The following is a 17,809-nucleotide window of genomic DNA, read 5'->3' on the forward strand; positions in this document are numbered from 1 at the left end:
ATTCAACCCTTCACACCCTGTTGTGACTTGAGTCACGACCGGCATAAATTGTTGACCCTGCGTACCGGTTGCACAGCTCGCTGTGATTCAGTGGCGGGGACACTGCACCAAGAGCGCCGACAAAGAATCCTGGAGTTGCTGTCGAGGTCTCGGGGAGAGCGAACGATGGAGAGCGAGTCGGAGCCGTACGTCCGTCTTGCAACCCTGCGGCAGTTGCACCAAGCGGTCGCCAATCTCAATCAGGCCCGCAGTCTGGCGGACACCCTGCAGACCGTGGCCGACGGCATCGTGGCCGGTCTCGGCTATGAGCTGGCCTGCGTCAATCTGGTGCGCCCGGACGGCGACCTCATGGTCGTGGCCCTCTCGGGGGACGACTCCGCCGCCACCCTGATGTCCGGCCGGGTCGGCTCCCGCGCGTCCTGGGAGCGCAGGCTCTCCATGGGCGTGGCCTGGGGCGACCTCAGGTTCATCCCGTACACCGAGGGCTGGGTCCTCGACAACGACGACGTACCGCAGGTGCACAACGACGGCCCCGAGCCGCGCTTCGAGGACGAGTGGCACCCCTCGGACCGGCTCTTCGCCCCGATGTACGCGACCGACGCGTCCGGCGGTGAGCTGATCGGCGTCATATCCGTCGACCGCCCGCGCAACGGCAGGCACCCCGGGGCCTGGGGTCAGGAAGCGCTCCAGATGTACGCGTTCCAGGCCGCCATCGCGATCACCAACGCCCGGCTGCGCGCCAACATGCAGCGCGCCCTGGTCCGCCTGGAGCGCGAGCAGCAGGCCCTGCGTGCCAGCGAGGAGTCCTTCCGGCAGGCCTTCGAGTACGCGCCGAGCGGGATGGCCATCGCGGAGATGGGCGGCGACCAGCACGGCCGGCTGCTGCGCACCAACGACGCGCTCTGCCGGCTGCTCGGGCGCCCCGCGTCGGCGATGCGCCGCTACTCCTTCGCCGATCTGGTCCACCCCGAGGACGTCGGCACCCTGCTCAGGACCTCTGCCGAGGGCGGCCGCGCCGAGCTGCGGCTGCGGCGCCGCGACACCTCGTACGTCTGGGTCTCGCTCCGCAACTCCGTCGTGGCCGACACCACCGACGGCCCCCGTTTCCTGCTCACCCACGTCGAGGACGTCGAGGAGCGCAAGCGCCACGAGCTCGCGCTCGCGCACCGCGCCTCGCACGACTCGCTGACCGGGCTGCCCAACAGCGCGGAGCTGCGCGCCCGCCTCAGCGCCAGGCTCTGCGACTGGCCCGACGCGGTGCGCGAGACGGCCATCGAGGCGCTCGACGCGGCGTACGAGCAGGGTCCGCCGGGGGCGGAGCGGCCGTACGGGGGCAACCCGTTCACCTTCGGGGGCGGACCGGGGGGCGGCGCCGGGCTCTACGAGCACGTCCACACGGCTGCCCCGTCGGGCGAGAACGGCGACGGGGCCGGGCCGGGGGCGGAGGCCGACGACGGTACGAAGGGCCTCGCGGTGCTCTTCTGCGACCTCGACGGCTTCAAGTCGATCAACGACCGCTTCGGCCACCACACCGGGGACGCGGTCCTCATCGAGGTGGCGCGCAGGCTCACCTCGGGGGTGCGCGACGGCGACACGGTCGCCCGGCTCGGCGGGGACGAGTTCGTCGTCCTGGCGGACGGCCTCGGCTCGGCGGACGCAGCCGACCTGGCCGTACGGCTGCGCAACGCGATCATTCCGCCCATCCGGGTGGACGGCAGGGCGGTCCGCGTCGGGGCCAGTTTCGGGATCGGCTGGGCGAGCTGCGGCATGACCGTCGAAGAGGTGCTGCGCTCGGCGGACCAGCGGATGTACATCGAGAAGCGGTCCAGGTCGAAGATGCACCGCCGGGCGGGGTAGGCGGTACCGCCAGGGCCCCAGGGGCGGGGCAGGGCTATGCGTACTGGCCGGACTGTTCATCCGTACGGGGTAGGCTCGCCCGGGTCAGCGATGTGTGAGGAGTGCAAGGGATGACGGCCGGCAACAACGGCGCGAGCACGCCCGAGGACGACGATCCGTTCGGCTATCTGTACGAGGACGGCCGGGCAGCAGGAGCCGTTCCCCCGCCCGGCGGCGGCGGATACGGCTACCCGGGTCCGACGTCCGGCGGGCAGCCCGGGGTGCCCCGGACGTCGTACAACCACGTCCGGACGGTCGGCGAGCGCCAGTACGGGCAGCAGGCACCTCAGCAGGCGTACGGGCAGCCGCCGCAGCAGTACGGCCAGCAGCAGGCGTACGGCCAGCCGACCGCGCAGTACGCGGCGCCGGAGACGTACCCAGGCGGCCCTCCCGTCCAGCAGCCCCCGCGTCAGCCGGGCAACGGCGGCCGGGGCGGCGGCCCGAACCACAAGGGCCTGCTGATCGGCGCGGTCGCGGTGGTCGCGGTCGTCGTCATCGGCATCGGTGTGGCGCTGGCGACCAGCGGCGGCGACAGCTCGAAGGACAAGAACGCCGGCTCGGACAACGCGGGCGGCGGCCAGACCTCCGCGGAGACGACCAAGCCCAGCCACGCCGCGTCGACGCCCCCGAAGGCCGACCTGCCGAAGCAGGACGCGGCGACGCTGCAGCTGGGCGGTGCGGCGACGACGGCGAAGGACGTGCCGGGCGCCAAGGGCGCGGGCGGTACGTATGTCGTGATCAACCAGCCCGGCGACTCGGCGACCTGGACGGTCGACGCACCCGCTGCGCGCACGTACAAGCTGTCGATCAACTACGGCGTGCCGGGCAAGGACGCCAAGACCTCGCTCACGGTGAACGATGCTCCGAAGCCCGCGTCGATCCGCATGGAGAACTTCGCCCACGCCCCGGACGGTGATGCCTCGAAGGGGTGGACGAACACCTGGAACCTGGTGAACCTCAAGAAGGGCTCCAACACGATCAAGATCTCCTGCGAGAACGGCGATCAGTGCGGGGTCAACCTGGACCAGGTCGCCCTGCAGGGCCAGTAGGCCGGGCCGGGGGCCGCGGACCCCGCGAACGGACCCCGCGAACCGCTCCCGCCCGCTAGGCCGACGGCGTGTGCTCAGTGACGAGGACCTGCGGAAGCAGGTCCTCGTATGCTTCCCGGTCGAATTCGCCCGCCGCGGGCGCCAGCACCGTGGCCGCCGACAGCGCCACCGCCCTGGCCAGCCGCTCCGGCCACGGAAGGTCCTCCACCAGGCCCGAGAGCAGCCCGGCCACCGCAGAGTCGCCCGCGCCCGTCGGGTTGCCCTGGAAGCGGGCCGGGGGCAGCGCCTGCCAGGTGCCATCCGGAGACGCGGCCAGCATCCCCTCCGCGCCGAGCGAGGCGACCACCGTGTGGGCGCCGCGGCGCCGGGCGTCGCGGGTGGCGCGCAGCGGCTCGCGGGAGCCGGTCAGCTGGGCCAGTTCGTCGGCGTTCGGCTTGACCAGGTCGGGGCGGGCGGCGATGCCCCGGCGCAGCGGTTCGCCGCTGGTGTCCAGGAGGACCGGGACCCCCGCGCCGCGGGCCTGCTTGACCAGCTGGGCGTACGCGCCGACCGGGACGCCGGGCGGCAGGCTGCCGCAGAGAGCCACCGCGTCGGCGTCGGCCAGCAGCTTTCCGTACGCGGCGAGGAAGGTGTCCCACTCGGCGGCCGAGACGGTCGGGCCCGGTTCGTTCAGCTGGGTCGTGTCACCCGACGCGGCGTCGACCACGGCGATGGTGCGCCGGGTGGTCCCGGCGACCGGGACCAGCGCGTCGGTGGGCGGCAGCCCGGCGAGCAGTTCGCGGAGCACCTCGCCGGTCGTCCCGCCGGCGAAGCCGGTGACGACGGTCTCGTGGCCGAGTGCCGCGAGCACCCGGGCCACGTTCAGGCCCTTGCCGCCCGCGCGCTCGGTGACCGATTCGACTCGGTGACTGGCGTGCGGGATCAGCTCGGGGACGTGGTAGGTGATGTCCAGGGCGGTGTTCAGAGTGACGGTCAGCAGCACTTGATTGATCATGCCAAACGGAGAGCGGCTCGCCCAGCCCTTGACCTGCCGCTTCCTGTCATTTCTGCAAGATTCTGCTCAGATCTGCTCAGTTCTGCTTCGGTTCGATCACCCAGGCGCCCTTGCGCATCACACCGGCCAGCCCGAAGTCCGCGTCCAGGACGACCAGGTCGGCGTCCTTGCCGGGCTCCAGCGAGCCGATCCTGTCGTACAGGCCGAGCAGCCGCGCCGGGTTGGCCGAGAGGGACCGTACGACGTCGTCCACCGGCAGCTTGTCGACGGTCACCGAGCGCCGGAAGGCCGTGTCCAGGGTGAGGGTGGAGCCCGCGATCGAGCCGCCCTCGACCAGCCGGGCCACGCCCTCCTTGACCTCGACCTCCAGCGGGCCGAGCAGATAGACGCCGTCACCGAAACCGGCGGCGTCCATCGCGTCGGTGATGAGGGCGACCCGTGCGGAGCCCGCCGAGCGGTACGCCAGCTCCAGCGCGGCCGGGTGCAGATGGGTGCCGTCGTTGATCAGCTCGACGGTGACCCGCTCGTCCTCCAGGAGGGCGGCGATGGGGCCCGGGTCGCGGTGGCCGAACGGCGGCATCGCGTTGAAGAGGTGGGTGGCGACGGTCGCGCCCGCCTCGATGGCCTCGACGGTCTGCTCGTACGTGGCGTCGGTGTGGCCGACGGCCGCGATGACGCCGTTCTCGGCGAGCAGGCGTACGGAGTCGATGCCGCCCTTCATCTCGGTGGCCAGCGTGAACATCCGGGCGGTGCCGCGCGCCGCGTCCATCAGCTTGCGGACGTCGGCCGGGTCGGGGTCGCGCAGCAGCGACGGGCTGTGCGCGCCCTTGCGGCAGGGGGAGATGAACGGCCCCTCGAAGTGGATGCCGGCCAGGTCGCCCTGCTCGACCAGTTCGGAGAGGATCCCGGCCCGCTCGGCGAGGAAGTCCATCTCGCCGGTGACGGTCGAGGCGACCATCGTGGTCGTGCCGTGCTGCCGGTGGGCGTCGATGCCCTTGAGCACCTCCTCGGGGGTGCCGGAGGTGAAGGAGGCTCCGCCGCCGCCGTGCACGTGCATGTCGACGAACCCGGGCACCACCCAGTGCCCCGTGAGGTCGAGGACCGCCGCACCCCCGGGAGCGCTCCCGGCGATGCGCGAGCCCTCCACGATGACCCGGCCGCCGTCGACGGTCCCGGTCGGCAGCACCACGCGGGCTCCGGAGAGGACTGTGCTTGCTTCGCTTCCGGCCATCAGGCGGATACCTCCGTGGAGAGAAGATCCCAGGCGAGCAGCCCTGCGCCCAGGCATCCAGCGGTGTCCCCGAGGGCCGCCGGGACGATGTGGGGCAGCTTCTGGAACGTCACGCGTTCCCGCACTGCCGCCTTGAGGGGTACGAACAAGGTTTCCCCGGCCTCGGCGAGCCCGCCACCGATGATCAGGGTGCGCGGATCGAGCAGGGTGAGCGCGGTGACCAGGCCGTCGGCGAGCGCGTCGACCGCGGTCTGCCAGACGGCGACGGCCCTCGGATCGCCGGACTCGACGGCCTTGGCGCAGTCGGCCGCGTCGGCCTCCGGGTCGCCGGACGCCTCGGCCCAGGCCAGCGATACGGCGGACGCGGACGCGTACCGCTCCAGGCAGCCGTGCTGTCCGCAGCCGCAGTCGACGCCTCCGGGCCGTACGACGATGTGGCCGATCTCCCCGGCGTATCCGTGGGCGCCCGCCTCGATGGAGCCCTCGATGCCGATGGCGCCCGCGATGCCGGTGCCGAGCGGCATGAAGAGGAAGCGGTCGGCGCCCTTGCCCGCCCCGATCCGTCCCTCGGCGAGCCCGCCGGTGCGGACGTCGTGGCCGAGCGCCACCGGGATGCCGTGCAGCCGGGCGCTGAGCAGTTTCCGCATGGGGACGTCGCGCCAGCCGAGGTTGGAGGCGTAGACGGCGACGCCGTTCTCGGCGTCGATGATGCCGGGGACGGCCACGCCCGCGGCCGACGCGGTCCGGCCGAAGTGCTCCTCGCCGTACGCGCGCAGCTCGGCGGCGAAGTCGAGGATCGACGCGACGACGGCCTCGGGGCCCCGCTCCCGGCCGGTGGCCCTGCGCGCCTCGTGGAGCAGGGTGCCGTCCGCCCCGACCAGGGCGGCTTTCATGCCGGTGCCGCCCACGTCGAGGGCGATGACATGGTGTTCGGCCGGGAGACCGGGGGTGGTTCCCCGGGAGAATGCAGTCACCCGGACAGTGTGGCTCGGATAACCGAAAAAGGTCTAGTCCACTCTGTTGGATTGTTGCGCATCCATACAAAGTCCGGGCAAAGAGCCGGGCAAAGAACCGGCACGGCTCCGCCCTGTGCCGCCTGATGCCCCGGTGGCCCTGTGTTGCTGAAGCGAGACCGGAGAGCTGTGGACCCGCAGATGGCCCTGGGGGAAAATCGCAGCCACGTGCGACGGTACGGCACGGGGGACCGGCTGGAACATAGTGCAACAGAGGGTGGGAAAAGGGCTGTGCGGCAGCGCTTCTTGGGGCTTTCTGCGGCGGTTGCCGCGCTCGGTATGACGGCGGCGCTCTCCGGTTGCGGGTCGGACAGCGGATCGGGTGACGTCACCCTGAAGGTGGTCGCCGCCAACTACGACCCGAACGACGGCCCGAGCAACCAGCAGTACTGGGACGGGCTCGCCGCCGCCTTCGAGGCGAAGAACCCGCACATCAAGGTCGACGTCTCCGTCTACTCCTGGAAGGTCATCGACGCGAAGGTCGCCGAGATGGTCAAGTCGGGCCACGCCCCCGACATCGCGCAGCTGGACTCGTACGCCGACTACGCGGCCCAGGGCAAGCTGTACAGCGCCGACGACCTGCTCTCCATAGAGGTCCAGTCCAACTTCCTCACCTCGCTCTCGGACGCGGGCGAACAGGACCGGGTGCAGTACGGGATGCCGTTCGTCGCCTCCACCCGGCTGCTCTTCTACAACAAGAAGATGTTCGCGGACGCCGGCCTCAAGGCGCCGAAGACCTGGGACGACCTCAAGTCCGACGCGGAGGTGCTGAAGGCGCGGGGCGTGAAGTATCCGTACGCCCTCCCGCTGGGCACCGAGGAGGCGCAGGTCGAGGCGACGCAGTGGCTGCTGAGCGGCGACGGCGGCCTCACCGACGGCGTCGGTACGTACACGATCGACTCGCCCCAGAACGTCAAGACCTTCGACTGGCTGAAGAACGACCTGGTCGGCGCGGGGCTCACCGGCCCCGTCGCACCCGCCGATTTCGACCGCAGGCAGGCGTACGCGGCCTTCACCCAGGGCCAGGTCGGCATGCTCAACGGCCATCCGCAGCTGGTGCAGCAGGCCGTCAGGAAGGGCATCGAGGTCGGCATGGTCCCGATGCCGGGCATCAGCGGTCCGACCAAGTCGGACATGGGCGTGGCCGACTGGATCATGGGCTTCAAGCAGAACGGCCACCGCACCCAGATCGGCACCTTCCTGGACGACGTGTTCAGCGACAAGAACGTCCTCGACCTCACGCGCCAGTACAACCTGCTGCCCACCACCACCTCGGCGTCCGGCACGCTGGCGGACGACCCGCGCCACAAGTCCCTCAAGACCTTCCTGGACGAGCTGCCCAACTCGCAGCTGCCACCGGTCGGCAAGACGTCCTGGTCGGTGGTGAGCGACGACATGAAGAAGGGGATCGGCAAGGCCGTGCAACCGGGCGGCAACCCGGCGAGCGTCCTCAACCAGATCCAGAGCGAGGCGGCGGCCGCGCAGAACGCGGAGTAGCCGGTCCTGCCCGGTAGGGGAGTGGCCCGGCCGCCGGGCCGCCCAGTACGTTGGTTCGTATGACTGGCGTGACTGGCGACGAGGCGCACGGCCCCGCGCTCCCCGAGCGCGACCGCGCCGTACTCGCACTGGAGCGCCGCTCCTGGCCGGGCACCGGCGCCAAGGAGCGGGCCATCAGGGAGCAGCTCGGCATCTCACCGGTCCGCTACTACCAGCTCCTCAACGCCCTGCTGGACGACCGGGCCGCCCTGGCCCACGACCCCGTGACGGTCAACCGGCTGCGCCGGGTCCGGGCGGCCCGCCGCGAACGCCGCTGACCGGCAGGCCCGGAGCTGACCGGCTGATCCAAAGGAAAGGCTCCCGGGCCGGTGCCCCGCTAGGGTCGCCCCATGGGCCGCTCACCGAACACCCTGCCGACTCCCGTCACCGCCGCCGGCCGTGAAGGCCTCGCCGCCTTCCTGGCCGCGCCCCGGAAAGCCGTCGTGGCCCTCGACTTCGACGGCACGCTCGCCGACATCGTCCCCGACCCGGAACAGGCCCGCGCCCACCCGGGCGCCGTCCCCGCCCTCGTCGCGCTCGCGCCGCACATCGCCTCCGTCGCGGTCGTCACCGGACGCCCGGCCGCGGTGGCCGTACGGTACGGCGGGTTCGCCGGCGTCCCCGGCCTGGAGCACCTGGTCGTGCTCGGCCACTACGGCGCGGAGCGCTGGGACGCCGCCACCGGTACGGTCGACGCCCCCGCCCCGCACCCCGGCGTCGCGGCCGCCCGTGCCGAACTCCCCGCGCTGCTGGACGCGGAGAGCGCCGGACGCGGCACCTGGATCGAGGACAAGGGCCGGGCCTTCGCTGTCCACACCCGCCGCGCCGCCGACCCTCAAGCCGCCTTCGAGGCCCTGCGCGCCCCGCTGGCCGGGCTCGCGGCGCGGCACGGTCTGATCGTGGAGCCGGGCCGGATGGTCCTGGAGCTGCGCCCGCCGGGCGTCGACAAGGGCGTGGCACTGACCGCGTACCTACGCGAGACCGGCGCCGGGTCCGTCCTCTACGCCGGGGACGACCTCGGGGATCTGCCCGCCTACGACGCCGTCGACGAACTGCGCGCCCACGGGGTGCCCGGCCTGCTGGTGTGCAGCGGCGGCGACGAGGTGCCCGAACTGGCCGCGCGGGCCGACCTGGTGGTGCCGGGGCCGGGCGCGGTGACCGGCCTGCTCGCGGCCCTCGCCGACGCCGTCACGGCGTAACCACGCGCGCGGGCCGCCGTCATCCCGTCGGCGCGGCCGGGCCCAGCGCGTTCAGCTGGTCCAGGAACCACTGCTGCGGCGGCAGCGCGGTCGCCGCAGCGGCCAGCCGTCCGGTGCGTTCGGCGCGCTCGCCGTCCGGCATGGTGAGCGCCTCGTGCAGGGCTGCCGCGGTGGCGCTCACGTCGTACGGGTTCACGGTGATCGCGTCGCGCCCCAGTTCCTCGTACGCCCCGGCCTCCCGCGAGAGCACCAGCGCGCACCCGTGGTCGGTCACCACCGGAACCTCCTTGGCGACCAGGTTCATACCGTCGCGGATCGGGTTGACCAGGGCGACGTCCGCGAGCCGGTAGGCGCCCAGCGAGCGGGCGAAGTCGTCCTTGAGGTAGAGCACGACCGGGGTCCAGTCCGCCGTGGCGTAACGGGAGTTGATCTCGTCGGCGACGCGCCGCACCTCGGTCATGTAGTCGCGGTAGACCGCGAGGTCCTGCCGCGAGGGGTACGCGAACGCCATGTGCACCACCCGGCCGTGCCACTCGGGGCGGGTGTCGAGCAGCTCCCGGTAGGCGAGCAGCCCGCGCACGATGTTCTTGGACAGCTCGGTCCTGTCCACCCGGACGATCGTCTTCCGGCGGCCGTCGGGCCCCTCACCGGTGCCGCCGCCGATCCGCTCGCGCAGCGCCGCCATCCGCTCGTCCACATCGGGCTCGTGGGACCGCTTGCGCAGGAAGTCCGCGTCGGCGCCGAGGCCGTGGACCGCGATCCCGGTGTCCCCGGTACCGCCGAGCACCTCCGTACAGCAGGCGACGAAGGCGTCGGCCCAGCGACGGGTCAGGAATCCGGCCCGGTCGGCGCCCAGGATGCCGCGCAGCAGCTCCGCGCCGACGTCGTCGGGGAGCAGCCGGAAGTACTCGGGGGGCGCCCACGGGGTGTGCGAGAAGTGCGCGATCCGCAGGTCGGGGCGGAGTTCGCGCAGCATCCCCGGCACCAGCGACAGGTGGTAGTCCTGCACCAGCACGGCCGCGCCCTCGGCGGCCTCGGCGGCCAGCGCCTCGGCGAAGGCCCGGTTGTACGTACGGAACGCGTCCCAGCGGCGCCGGAACTCCGCGTCGAAGACCGGCTCCAGCGGGGTCTGGTAGAGCATGTGGTGGACGAACCACAGCACGGAGTTGGCGATGCCGTTGTACGCGTCGGCGTGCACCTCGGGGTCGATGTCGAGCATCCGTACCCCGTCCGCGGAGACCCCGCGCCGCACGGCGGCCCGGTCGCCGTCGCCGAGTGCGGCGCAGACCCAGAGCGATTCGGCGTTGCCCTCGATGGCGGAGAGCCCCGAGACGAGACCGCCCCCGCCGCGCTTCGACGTGAGCTCCCCGTCGTCGCGGAGGGTGTACGAGACGGGGCCCCGGTTGGAGGCGACGAGGACGCGGGCGGCGTGCGGAGAGGCCATGACGCGAACTTAGCCCGTGCCGCAACCGCTCAAACGTACGGGTGGGGCGGGGGTGCCGCGGTCAGTGCGGCGCGGGGGCCTCGTCCGCCGCCGGGGCGTGCTCGTCCTCGGGGACGGAGATCACCCAGTGCGTGGCCTGCCGGGGCCGGAGGTACAGCGCCCAGTACAGCGCGGCGGCGGCGACGATGATCCCGGTGATGACCAGGCTCTTGGCGCTCTGCTGGTACAGCACCCAGGCCAGCACGACGACCAGCAGGGCGGGGATCGCCGGCCACAGCGGCATGCGCCAGGCCAGCCGGTGCTTGTGCTCGCCGCGGCGGGACACCAGGGCGCCCAGTGCGACGAAGACGTACATCGCGGCCACCGCGACCCCGGTGACATCGCTCAGCGTGTCCAGATTGACGAAGCACAGCACCGCGCCGGGGACGCCGACGGCCAGGGTCGCCGCCCAGGGGGAGCCGTAGCGCCTGCCGATGTGGGAGAGGACGCGGTTGGCGGCGCTCGGCCAGGCGGCGTCGCGGGCCGACGAGTAGACCACGCGGGAGTTCTGGATCACCATCACGATCGCCGCGTTGATGATCGCCAGTGCGATGCAGAGGCTGACGAAGGTGCCGATGCCGGAGTTGCTCCAGGTCTGCACCATGCCCGCGACATCACCGGTGGCGAGCGTCTTCAGGTCCGGGGCGCCGAGCGTGATCGCGACGACCGGGATCAGCACGACGGCCGCGCCGATGGCGAGTGTCCACAGCACGGTGCGGGAGACGTTGCGGCGCGGGTTGTCCATCTCCTCGGCCAGATACACGGCGGTCGAGAAGCCCTGAAGGATGAAGAGGGCGGTGGCGAGTCCGGTGACGATCAGACCGGCGGTGACGGCCGAACTCTGCCCGTGCCCGGCGTCCATCACGGGGTGGACGAGCACCGAGGCGGACCGGCTCGTGTGGGTGAAGCCGAGGAAGGCGACGACCGCGCAGGCCACGACTTCCAGCACCAGGAAGATGCCGGTGATCCAGGCGTTGGCGCGCAGGTCGAGCAGGCCCATCGCGGTGGCCAGCAGCATCACGCCGGCCGCCGTGTACTGGGGGTTCAGATGCACGATCGGCGCCAGATAGTCGGCGGTGCCCAGGGCGATGATGGGCGGCACGATCATGACGACGATCAGCGAGAGGACGAAGACCAGCCATCCGGCGAGCCGGCCCATGAGGGTGCCGACCATGGCGTACTCGCCACCGGAGCTCGGTATGAGCGTGCCCAGCTCGGAGTAGGTGAACGCGACGCCTATGCAGAGCAGACCCGCGATGGCGATGGTGAGGGCCGTTCCGGTGCCCAGGGTGGCGAAGGAGTCCGGCACGATCACGAAGAGCGACGAGGCCGGGGTCAGACAGGACAGCGTGAGCAGCGTGCCGCCGACCACGCCGATCGACCGGGTGAGCGTGGGCGCTTCCCCCGCCGTCACGGCGGGCGAGGCGGCTTCCGGCTTCCCGGGGGTCGCGGCAACGGTCGTCTCGGGCGTATGGGTCATCCGTTGTCCCATCGGTGCTGGCGGCATGAGGCGGGCGGAAGAAGGGGGGAGCCCTTCGGGGATTCGCTGAGGAACGCCCCGGATCCGGGGCGGACCGCGAGGATGTCCACGCCGCTCCGGTGACCGAATACAACTCCCGACGGCGATTCCCGTCAAGGGTTCGTTAAAGCGTCACCGCAACGAAATCCGTTGTTTGTTTACGCCCATGCAGAGGTCATTACCGCCAAGTGTGCTGTGGGTGCACGGATATCGCGGCCCTGGGAAAGGTTCGGATTCTCCTGCGGGCTTTGGCCAAAACCTTTCCATGGACGGCTGCCGGACACGGCCCCCGGCCGGCCCATCGGTCCTGCCGTCGGCCAGGTTCTCGGTCAGCCCGTCGCTCAGGCTCTCGCTCAGGCCGCCCGGCGGTCCGTGTACTCCCCGACGTCCCGCATCGGGGGCCGCTCCTCGGTGTCCACCGCGTACGTCCGCGGTACGAACCCCAGCCCTTCGGCCCCGCGCTCGAACTGCGTCAGTGCCGGGCGCACCAGCTGCCCCCGCGACAGCCGCAGCTGCGCCGTGCGGTAGATCGCCGCCGCCATCCGCCCCAGCGCCAGCCCGTCCTGGTGGCGGTGTTTGCGCGAGCCCACGTCGACCTGGGCCAGCGCGTCGAGCCCCACCGTGTGGAGCGCGTCGACCAGCAGGCCCAGCTCCACCCCGTAACCGACCGGGAAGGGCAGCCGTTCGAGCAGCGAGCGCCGCACCGCGTACTCGCCGCCCAGCGGCTGGACGAAACCGGCCAGCTGCGGCCAGTGCAGATTCAGCAGCGGCCGGGCCACCAGCTCGGTCACCCGCCCGCCCTGGCCGGCCGCCTCACCGAGCGGCCGGTCGTACATGGCCTTCACGAACTGCACATCGGGATCGGTCAGCAGCGGTCCGACGATCCCCGAGACGAAGTCCGCCGAGAACTCCCGCAGGTCCGCGTCGACGAAGCAGACGATGTCGCCGCCGGTCACCAGGAGCGAACGCCACAGCACCTCGCCCTTGCCCGGCACGGCCGGTATGCGCGGCAGGATCTCGTCCCGGTGCACCACCCGCGCCCCGGCTGCTGCCGCTGCCTCCGCCGTACGGTCGGTGGAGCCGGAGTCGACGACCACCAGCTCGTCCACGAGCGGCACCGGCAGGGTGTCCATCAGCTCGCGGCGGATGGTCGCCACGATCGCCCCGACCGTGGCCTCCTCGTTGAGCGCGGGCAGGACGACACTCACCGTCGTACCCCGCTTGGCGGCGGTCAGCCGGTCCAGCGGACGGTCGGCGGCCGACCAGGAACGCCTGGTCAGCCAGCGGTCCACCTCTTCCAGCACGGCGCGTCTCCTTGACTGTGAGCCATCTCGCGGTTCGGACGACTATCTCAACCGTCCCTGCCTTCGGTTACAGTCTTGAACAACGCGAATGGCCACGGCATGCCGGGGTCAGCACCTGCGGACAAACACGCCGGGCCTCAAGGCCCGCGTCATAAGCGCTCATCCAGAGGGACTGAGGGAACGGCCCGTAGAAGTCCCGGCAACCCTCCCGCCGACCGCGAGGTCATGGTGGGGAAGGTGCCAATTCCGTCTTGCGGCGAAGTACGTCGCGAGGAAGATGAGGAGAGGACCTCGCCACCATGGCTGTGCAGACCGTCACCAGCACCAACGACTCCACCGGGACCGTCGATCTCGGCCCCGCGGCGGCCCTCTCGTGCCGTGAGTGCGGAGAGCGTTTCCCGCTCGGCCCCCTCTTCGCCTGCGCGTCCTGTTTCGGGCCGCTCGAAGTGGCGTACGACCTGCCGAGCGGCTCCCCCGACGAGCTGAAGAAGCGCATCGAGGCCGGCCCGAACAACATCTGGCGCTACGCGCCGCTGCTGCCCGTCCCCGCCGACGTGGCCGACCACCCCAACCTGAACCCGGGCTTCACCAAGCTCGTCAAGGCCGACAACCTCGCCCGTGAGCTGGGCATCACCGGCGGTCTGCACATCAAGGACGACTCCGGCAACCCGACGCACTCCTTCAAGGACCGTGTCGTCGCCATCGCCGTCGAGGCGGCCCGTGCCTTCGGCTTCACCACGCTCTCCTGCTCCTCCACGGGCAACCTGGCCGGCGCCGTCGGCGCCGCGGCGGCCCGTGCCGGTTTCCGCTCCTGTGTGTTCATCCCGCACGACCTGGAGCAGGGCAAGGTCGTGATGGCCGCGGTCTACGGCGGCGAACTGGTCGGCATCGAGGGCAACTACGACGACGTCAACCGCTTCTGCTCCGAGCTCATCGGCGACCCGATCGGCGAGGGCTGGGGCTTCGTCAACGTGAACCTCCGCCCGTACTACGGCGAGGGCTCCAAGACCCTGGCGTACGAGATCTGCGAGCAGCTCGGCTGGCAGCTGCCGGACCAGATCGTCATCCCGATCGCCTCGGGCTCCCAGCTCACGAAGATCGACAAGGGTCTCCAGGAGCTGATCAAGCTCGGCCTGGTCGAGGACAAGCCGTACCGGATCTTCGGCGCGCAGGCCGAGGGCTGTTCGCCGGTCTCCACCGCGTTCAAGGCCGGGCACGACGTCGTACGGCCGCAGAAGCCGGACACGATCGCCAAGTCGCTGGCCATCGGCAACCCGGCGGACGGCCCGTACGTGCTGGACATCGCCCGCCGCACCGGCGGCGCCGTCGAGGACGTCAACGACGCGCAGATCGTCGACGCGATCAAGCTGCTGGCCCGCACCGAGGGCATCTTCGCGGAGACCGCGGGCGGGGTGACCGTCGGCGTGACGAAGAAGCTCATCGAGGCCGGTCTGCTCGACCCGTCCCTCACCACCGTCGTACTCAACACGGGCGACGGCCTCAAGACCCTGGACGCGGTCGCCCCGACGTCCGGCCCGACCGCGACGATCCGTCCGACCCTGGACGCGTTCCGCGAGGCCGGTCTGGCCACGGGCGCCTGACGGAGCCCGTCCGCCCGGTCCGTACCCGTCCGTCCCGTCCGACTCGTCCCGCCCCGGACTCCTGGAAGGCAATCCGCATGAGCGTCAAGGTCCGCATCCCCACCATCCTCCGCACCTACACGGGCGGCCAGGCCGAGGTCGCCGCCGACGGCGGCACCCTCTCCGAGGTCATCGCCGACCTGGAGAAGAACCACACCGGCATCGCGGCCCGCGTCCTGGACGACCAGGGCAAGCTGCGCCGCTTCGTGAACGTGTACGTGAACGACGACGACGTGCGCTTCGAGCAGGGCCTGGAGACGGCGACGCCCGACGGTACGGGCATCTCCATCATCCCGGCCGTCGCCGGCGGCTGAGCGAGCCCCTGGGCGCTCTTCGCCGCGCCTGACATCTGTGTGACACCTCGCTGGACCCGTTGCCCTCTCCGCTACGAAGCGGAGGGGGCAATTCAGCATGATTGAACACGGTAGAGTTGGGGCAGCCCCCTTGATCACCCGCGCCGCGAGCAGCTGAGCGCGCATCAATGTGTGGGCAATGTGTTCGATCCCTATGCGCCGTAAGTGCCCTTTGCCCGGCCCGACTTGCCCGGGGATCCTGGGAAATCCGCCCAATGGGGTGTTCGGCTGCGCTCAGAATTCTCGTCCGATTGACCTGTTGCAGAGGGCAGTTGGGCAGATACATTCAGCCGCGGTCGACGCGTTACGACGCAAGGTCTGACCCGGATCCCGCGAAGTGCGGGCTCTGTGCAAGGGCCAGTAATAGGGGAGTTAGTCATGGCTCAGGGCACCGTCAAGTGGTTCAACGCGGAGAAGGGGTACGGCTTCATCGCGGTCGACGGTGGTGCGGATGTTTTCGTCCACTACAGCGCGATTCAGATGGACGGCTACCGCACCCTTGAAGAAGGTCAGCGAGTCGAGTTCGAGATCTCGCAGGGCCAGAAGGGTCCGCAGGCGGACATGGTCAAGCTCGCCGTCTGATCTCGGCGCGATCGGCCACCGAACCACTCACGCCGAGAGGCCCGCACCCCACAGAGGGGCGCGGGCCTCTCGTGCGTCCGGGTCCGCCCGGCATGCGTCCCGTATCCACCGAAGGCGCTTGCGCCCTCCCGTCGCCCGACCACCACCCCTGACTGGGCCTTCTCCGAAGGCGCTTGCACTCACCGGGGTCGAGTGCTAATCATTGGCGTTAGCACTCTCCTAGTGAGAGTGACAGAAAGACCGGGTTGGTGAGGCCCGCGGGCCGGGTGGGGCAAGGAACCACCGGGCAAGCAGGCCGTCCGTCGCGGGCACCGCCAGGTCTGACGCTTTCCACCCCCTGTCCGGGAGGACCACTTCACATGGCCAAGATCATCGCGTTCGACGAGGAGGCACGGCGCGGTCTCGAGCGCGGGATGAACCAGCTCGCCGACGCCGTCAAGGTCACACTCGGCCCCAAGGGCCGCAACGTCGTCCTCGAGAAGAAGTGGGGCGCCCCCACGATCACCAACGATGGTGTTTCCATCGCCAAGGAGATCGAGCTCGAGGACCCGTACGAGAAGATCGGCGCCGAGCTGGTCAAGGAGGTCGCCAAGAAGACGGACGACGTCGCCGGTGACGGTACGACCACCGCGACCGTCCTCGCGCAGGCGCTGGTTCGTGAGGGCCTCCGCAACGTCGCCGCCGGTGCCAACCCGATGGCCCTGAAGCGTGGCATCGAGAAGGCCGTCGAGGCCGTCTCCGCCGCCCTGCTTGAGCAGGCCAAGGACGTGGAGACCAAGGAGCAGATCGCTTCGACCGCCTCCATCTCCGCCGCTGACACCCAGATCGGCGAGCTCATCGCCGAGGCGATGGACAAGGTCGGCAAGGAAGGCGTCATCACCGTCGAGGAGTCGCAGACCTTCGGGCTCGAGCTTGAGCTCACCGAGGGCATGCGCTTCGACAAGGGCTACATCTCGGCGTACTTCGCCACCGACATGGAGCGTATGGAGTCGTCGCTCGACGACCCGTACATCCTGATCGTCAACTCCAAGATCGGCAACGTGAAGGACCTCCTTCCGCTGCTTGAGAAGGTCATGCAGTCCGGCAAGGCGCTGCTGATCATCGCGGAGGACGTCGAGGGCGAGGCGCTGTCGACGCTGGTCGTCAACAAGATCCGCGGCACCTTCAAGTCCGTCGCCGTCAAGGCCCCGGGCTTCGGCGACCGCCGCAAGGCCATGCTCGGCGACATCGCCATCCTCACCGGTGGCACGGTCATCTCCGAGGAGGTCGGCCTCAAGCTGGAGAGCGCCGGTCTCGACCTGCTCGGCCGCGCCCGCAAGGTCGTCATCACCAAGGACGAGACCACGATCGTCGACGGTGCCGGTGACAGCGACCAGGTCCAGGGCCGCGTCAACCAGATCCGTGCCGAGATCGAGAACTCCGACTCGGACTACGACCGTGAGAAGCTCCAGGAGCGCCTGGCGAAGCTGGCCGGCGGCGTGGCCGTCATCAAGGCCGGTGCCGCGACCGAGGTCGAGCTCAAGGAGCGCAAGCACCGCATCGAGGACGCCGTTCGCAACGCGAAGGCGGCCGTCGAGGAGGGCATCGTCGCCGGTGGTGGCGTGGCCCTGCTCCAGGCCTCCGCGGTGTTCGAGAAGCTTGAGCTCGAAGGTGACGAGGCGACCGGCGCCAACGCCGTGAAGCTCGCGCTTGAGGCCCCGCTGAAGCAGATCGCCGTCAACGGTGGTCTCGAAGGCGGAGTCGTCGTCGAGAAGGTCCGCAACCTGACGGTCGGCCACGGCCTGAACGCCGCGACCGGCGAGTACGTCGACATGATCGCCGAGGGCATCATCGACCCGGCGAAGGTCACGCGCTCCGCGCTGCAGAACGCCGCGTCGATCGCCGCGCTGTTCCTCACCACCGAGGCCGTCATCGCCGACAAGCCGGAGAAGGCCGCCCCCGGCGGCGCCCCGGGCGGCATGCCCGGCGGTGACATGGACTTCTGATCCTCAGCTCTTCCAGCGAGGATCG

General features: G+C 70.7%; 15 protein-coding genes and 1 riboswitch. Of the genes, 9 read left to right on the forward strand and 6 right to left on the reverse strand.

The features are described from left to right. Positions 1-165: 165 nt before the first annotated feature. Both cdgB and OG285_RS19485 read left to right on the forward strand, forming a co-directional pair. The gene (cdgB, locus tag OG285_RS19480; RefSeq protein WP_356827793.1) at positions 166-1,857 is read left to right on the forward strand and encodes a diguanylate cyclase CdgB; all 1,692 of its coding nucleotides are present in this window, start codon (positions 166-168) and stop codon (positions 1,855-1,857) included. Between the two features lie 110 nt (positions 1,858-1,967). After that, positions 1,968-2,945, forward strand: a complete 978-nt coding sequence (locus OG285_RS19485; protein ID WP_356827795.1) for a carbohydrate-binding protein — start codon at positions 1,968-1,970, stop codon at positions 2,943-2,945. A 55-nt stretch (positions 2,946-3,000) separates the two neighbouring features. On the opposite strand, the gene OG285_RS19490 is transcribed toward OG285_RS19485, so the two are convergent. The 3 genes from OG285_RS19490 to OG285_RS19500 form a co-directional block, all read right to left on the reverse strand. Continuing rightward, a complete protein-coding gene (locus OG285_RS19490; protein WP_356828316.1) occupies positions 3,001-3,927 on the reverse strand; it encodes a 1-phosphofructokinase family hexose kinase in 927 nt (308 codons plus the stop codon). Positions 3,928-4,015: 88 nt separating this feature from the next. Then, a complete protein-coding gene (gene nagA / locus OG285_RS19495; protein WP_356827797.1) occupies positions 4,016-5,170 on the reverse strand; it encodes an N-acetylglucosamine-6-phosphate deacetylase in 1,155 nt (384 codons plus the stop codon). Continuing rightward, positions 5,170-6,144, reverse strand: a complete 975-nt coding sequence (locus tag OG285_RS19500; RefSeq protein WP_356827799.1) for an ROK family protein — start codon at positions 6,142-6,144, stop codon at positions 5,170-5,172. The genes nagA and OG285_RS19500 overlap by 1 nt, the downstream gene beginning before the upstream one ends. 285 nt (positions 6,145-6,429) lie before the next feature. Here OG285_RS19500 and OG285_RS19505 point away from each other — a divergent pair, with 285 nt between their 5' ends. The 3 genes from OG285_RS19505 to otsB all read left to right on the forward strand — a co-directional run bounded on the left by OG285_RS19505 (position 6,430) and on the right by otsB (position 8,918). After that, positions 6,430-7,680, forward strand: a complete 1,251-nt coding sequence (locus OG285_RS19505) for an extracellular solute-binding protein (RefSeq protein ID WP_356827801.1) — start codon at positions 6,430-6,432, stop codon at positions 7,678-7,680. 59 nt (positions 7,681-7,739) lie between these two features. Continuing rightward, positions 7,740-7,997 (forward strand): DUF3263 domain-containing protein, encoded by a 258-nt coding sequence (locus tag OG285_RS19510; RefSeq protein WP_356827803.1) that lies wholly within the window; start codon positions 7,740-7,742, stop codon positions 7,995-7,997. Between the two features lie 72 nt (positions 7,998-8,069). Further along, the gene (otsB, locus tag OG285_RS19515) at positions 8,070-8,918 is read left to right on the forward strand and encodes a trehalose-phosphatase (protein ID WP_356827805.1); all 849 of its coding nucleotides are present in this window, start codon (positions 8,070-8,072) and stop codon (positions 8,916-8,918) included. 19 nt (positions 8,919-8,937) lie between these two features. Here the strand turns inward: otsB and OG285_RS19520 are convergent, their stop codons facing one another. The 3 genes from OG285_RS19520 to OG285_RS19530 all read right to left on the reverse strand — a co-directional run bounded on the left by OG285_RS19520 (position 8,938) and on the right by OG285_RS19530 (position 13,224). Beyond that, the gene (locus OG285_RS19520; protein ID WP_371791702.1) at positions 8,938-10,362 is read right to left on the reverse strand and encodes a trehalose-6-phosphate synthase; all 1,425 of its coding nucleotides are present in this window, start codon (positions 10,360-10,362) and stop codon (positions 8,938-8,940) included. 61 nt (positions 10,363-10,423) lie between these two features. Beyond that, on the reverse strand, positions 10,424-11,881 hold the full coding sequence (locus OG285_RS19525; protein WP_371791703.1) for an APC family permease: 1,458 nt from the start codon (positions 11,879-11,881) through the stop codon (positions 10,424-10,426). A gap of 392 nt (positions 11,882-12,273) precedes the next feature. Next, positions 12,274-13,224 carry a glucosyl-3-phosphoglycerate synthase gene (locus tag OG285_RS19530; RefSeq protein ID WP_356827811.1) on the reverse strand — a complete coding sequence of 317 codons (951 nt, stop codon included), beginning with the start codon at positions 13,222-13,224 and terminating at the stop codon, positions 12,274-12,276. Positions 13,225-13,380: 156 nt separating this feature from the next. Further along, positions 13,381-13,508: riboswitch (SAM riboswitch) on the forward strand. A 15-nt stretch (positions 13,509-13,523) separates the two neighbouring features. Between OG285_RS19530 and thrC the strand changes: the two genes are divergently transcribed. The 4 genes from thrC to groL all read left to right on the forward strand — a co-directional run bounded on the left by thrC (position 13,524) and on the right by groL (position 17,784). Next, positions 13,524-14,825, forward strand: coding sequence for a threonine synthase (thrC, locus tag OG285_RS19535; protein ID WP_356827813.1), 1,302 nt, complete (start codon positions 13,524-13,526; stop codon positions 14,823-14,825). A gap of 77 nt (positions 14,826-14,902) precedes the next feature. Further along, entirely contained in the window at positions 14,903-15,178 is a 276-nt protein-coding gene (locus tag OG285_RS19540) for a MoaD/ThiS family protein (RefSeq protein WP_356827815.1), read from the forward strand. Positions 15,179-15,595: 417 nt separating this feature from the next. Continuing rightward, positions 15,596-15,799 (forward strand): cold-shock protein, encoded by a 204-nt coding sequence (locus tag OG285_RS19545; RefSeq protein WP_005315736.1) that lies wholly within the window; start codon positions 15,596-15,598, stop codon positions 15,797-15,799. A 359-nt stretch (positions 15,800-16,158) separates the two neighbouring features. Then, positions 16,159-17,784 (forward strand): chaperonin GroEL, encoded by a 1,626-nt coding sequence (gene groL, locus OG285_RS19550; protein WP_356827817.1) that lies wholly within the window; start codon positions 16,159-16,161, stop codon positions 17,782-17,784. Positions 17,785-17,809 lie beyond the last annotated feature (25 nt).

Origin of the sequence: Streptomyces sp. NBC_01471, assembly GCF_041438865.1 — a bacterium.
GTDB lineage: Bacteria > Actinomycetota > Actinomycetes > Streptomycetales > Streptomycetaceae > Streptomyces.

Coding starts and splice junctions, on each gene's coding strand:
- cdgB (WP_356827793.1), top strand. CDS start 166: ATGGAGAGCGAGTCGGAGCCGTACGTCCGTCTTGCAACCCTGCGGCAG.
- groL (WP_356827817.1), top strand. CDS start 16,159: ATGGCCAAGATCATCGCGTTCGACGAGGAGGCACGGCGCGGTCTCGAG.
- OG285_RS19520 (WP_371791702.1), bottom strand. CDS start 10,362: ATGGCCTCTCCGCACGCCGCCCGCGTCCTCGTCGCCTCCAACCGGGGC.
- OG285_RS19540 (WP_356827815.1), top strand. CDS start 14,903: ATGAGCGTCAAGGTCCGCATCCCCACCATCCTCCGCACCTACACGGGC.
- thrC (WP_356827813.1), top strand. CDS start 13,524: ATGGCTGTGCAGACCGTCACCAGCACCAACGACTCCACCGGGACCGTC.
- OG285_RS19485 (WP_356827795.1), top strand. CDS start 1,968: ATGACGGCCGGCAACAACGGCGCGAGCACGCCCGAGGACGACGATCCG.
- nagA (WP_356827797.1), bottom strand. CDS start 5,170: ATGGCCGGAAGCGAAGCAAGCACAGTCCTCTCCGGAGCCCGCGTGGTG.
- OG285_RS19510 (WP_356827803.1), top strand. CDS start 7,740: ATGACTGGCGTGACTGGCGACGAGGCGCACGGCCCCGCGCTCCCCGAG.
- OG285_RS19545 (WP_005315736.1), top strand. CDS start 15,596: ATGGCTCAGGGCACCGTCAAGTGGTTCAACGCGGAGAAGGGGTACGGC.
- OG285_RS19525 (WP_371791703.1), bottom strand. CDS start 11,881: ATGACCCATACGCCCGAGACGACCGTTGCCGCGACCCCCGGGAAGCCG.
- otsB (WP_356827805.1), top strand. CDS start 8,070: ATGGGCCGCTCACCGAACACCCTGCCGACTCCCGTCACCGCCGCCGGC.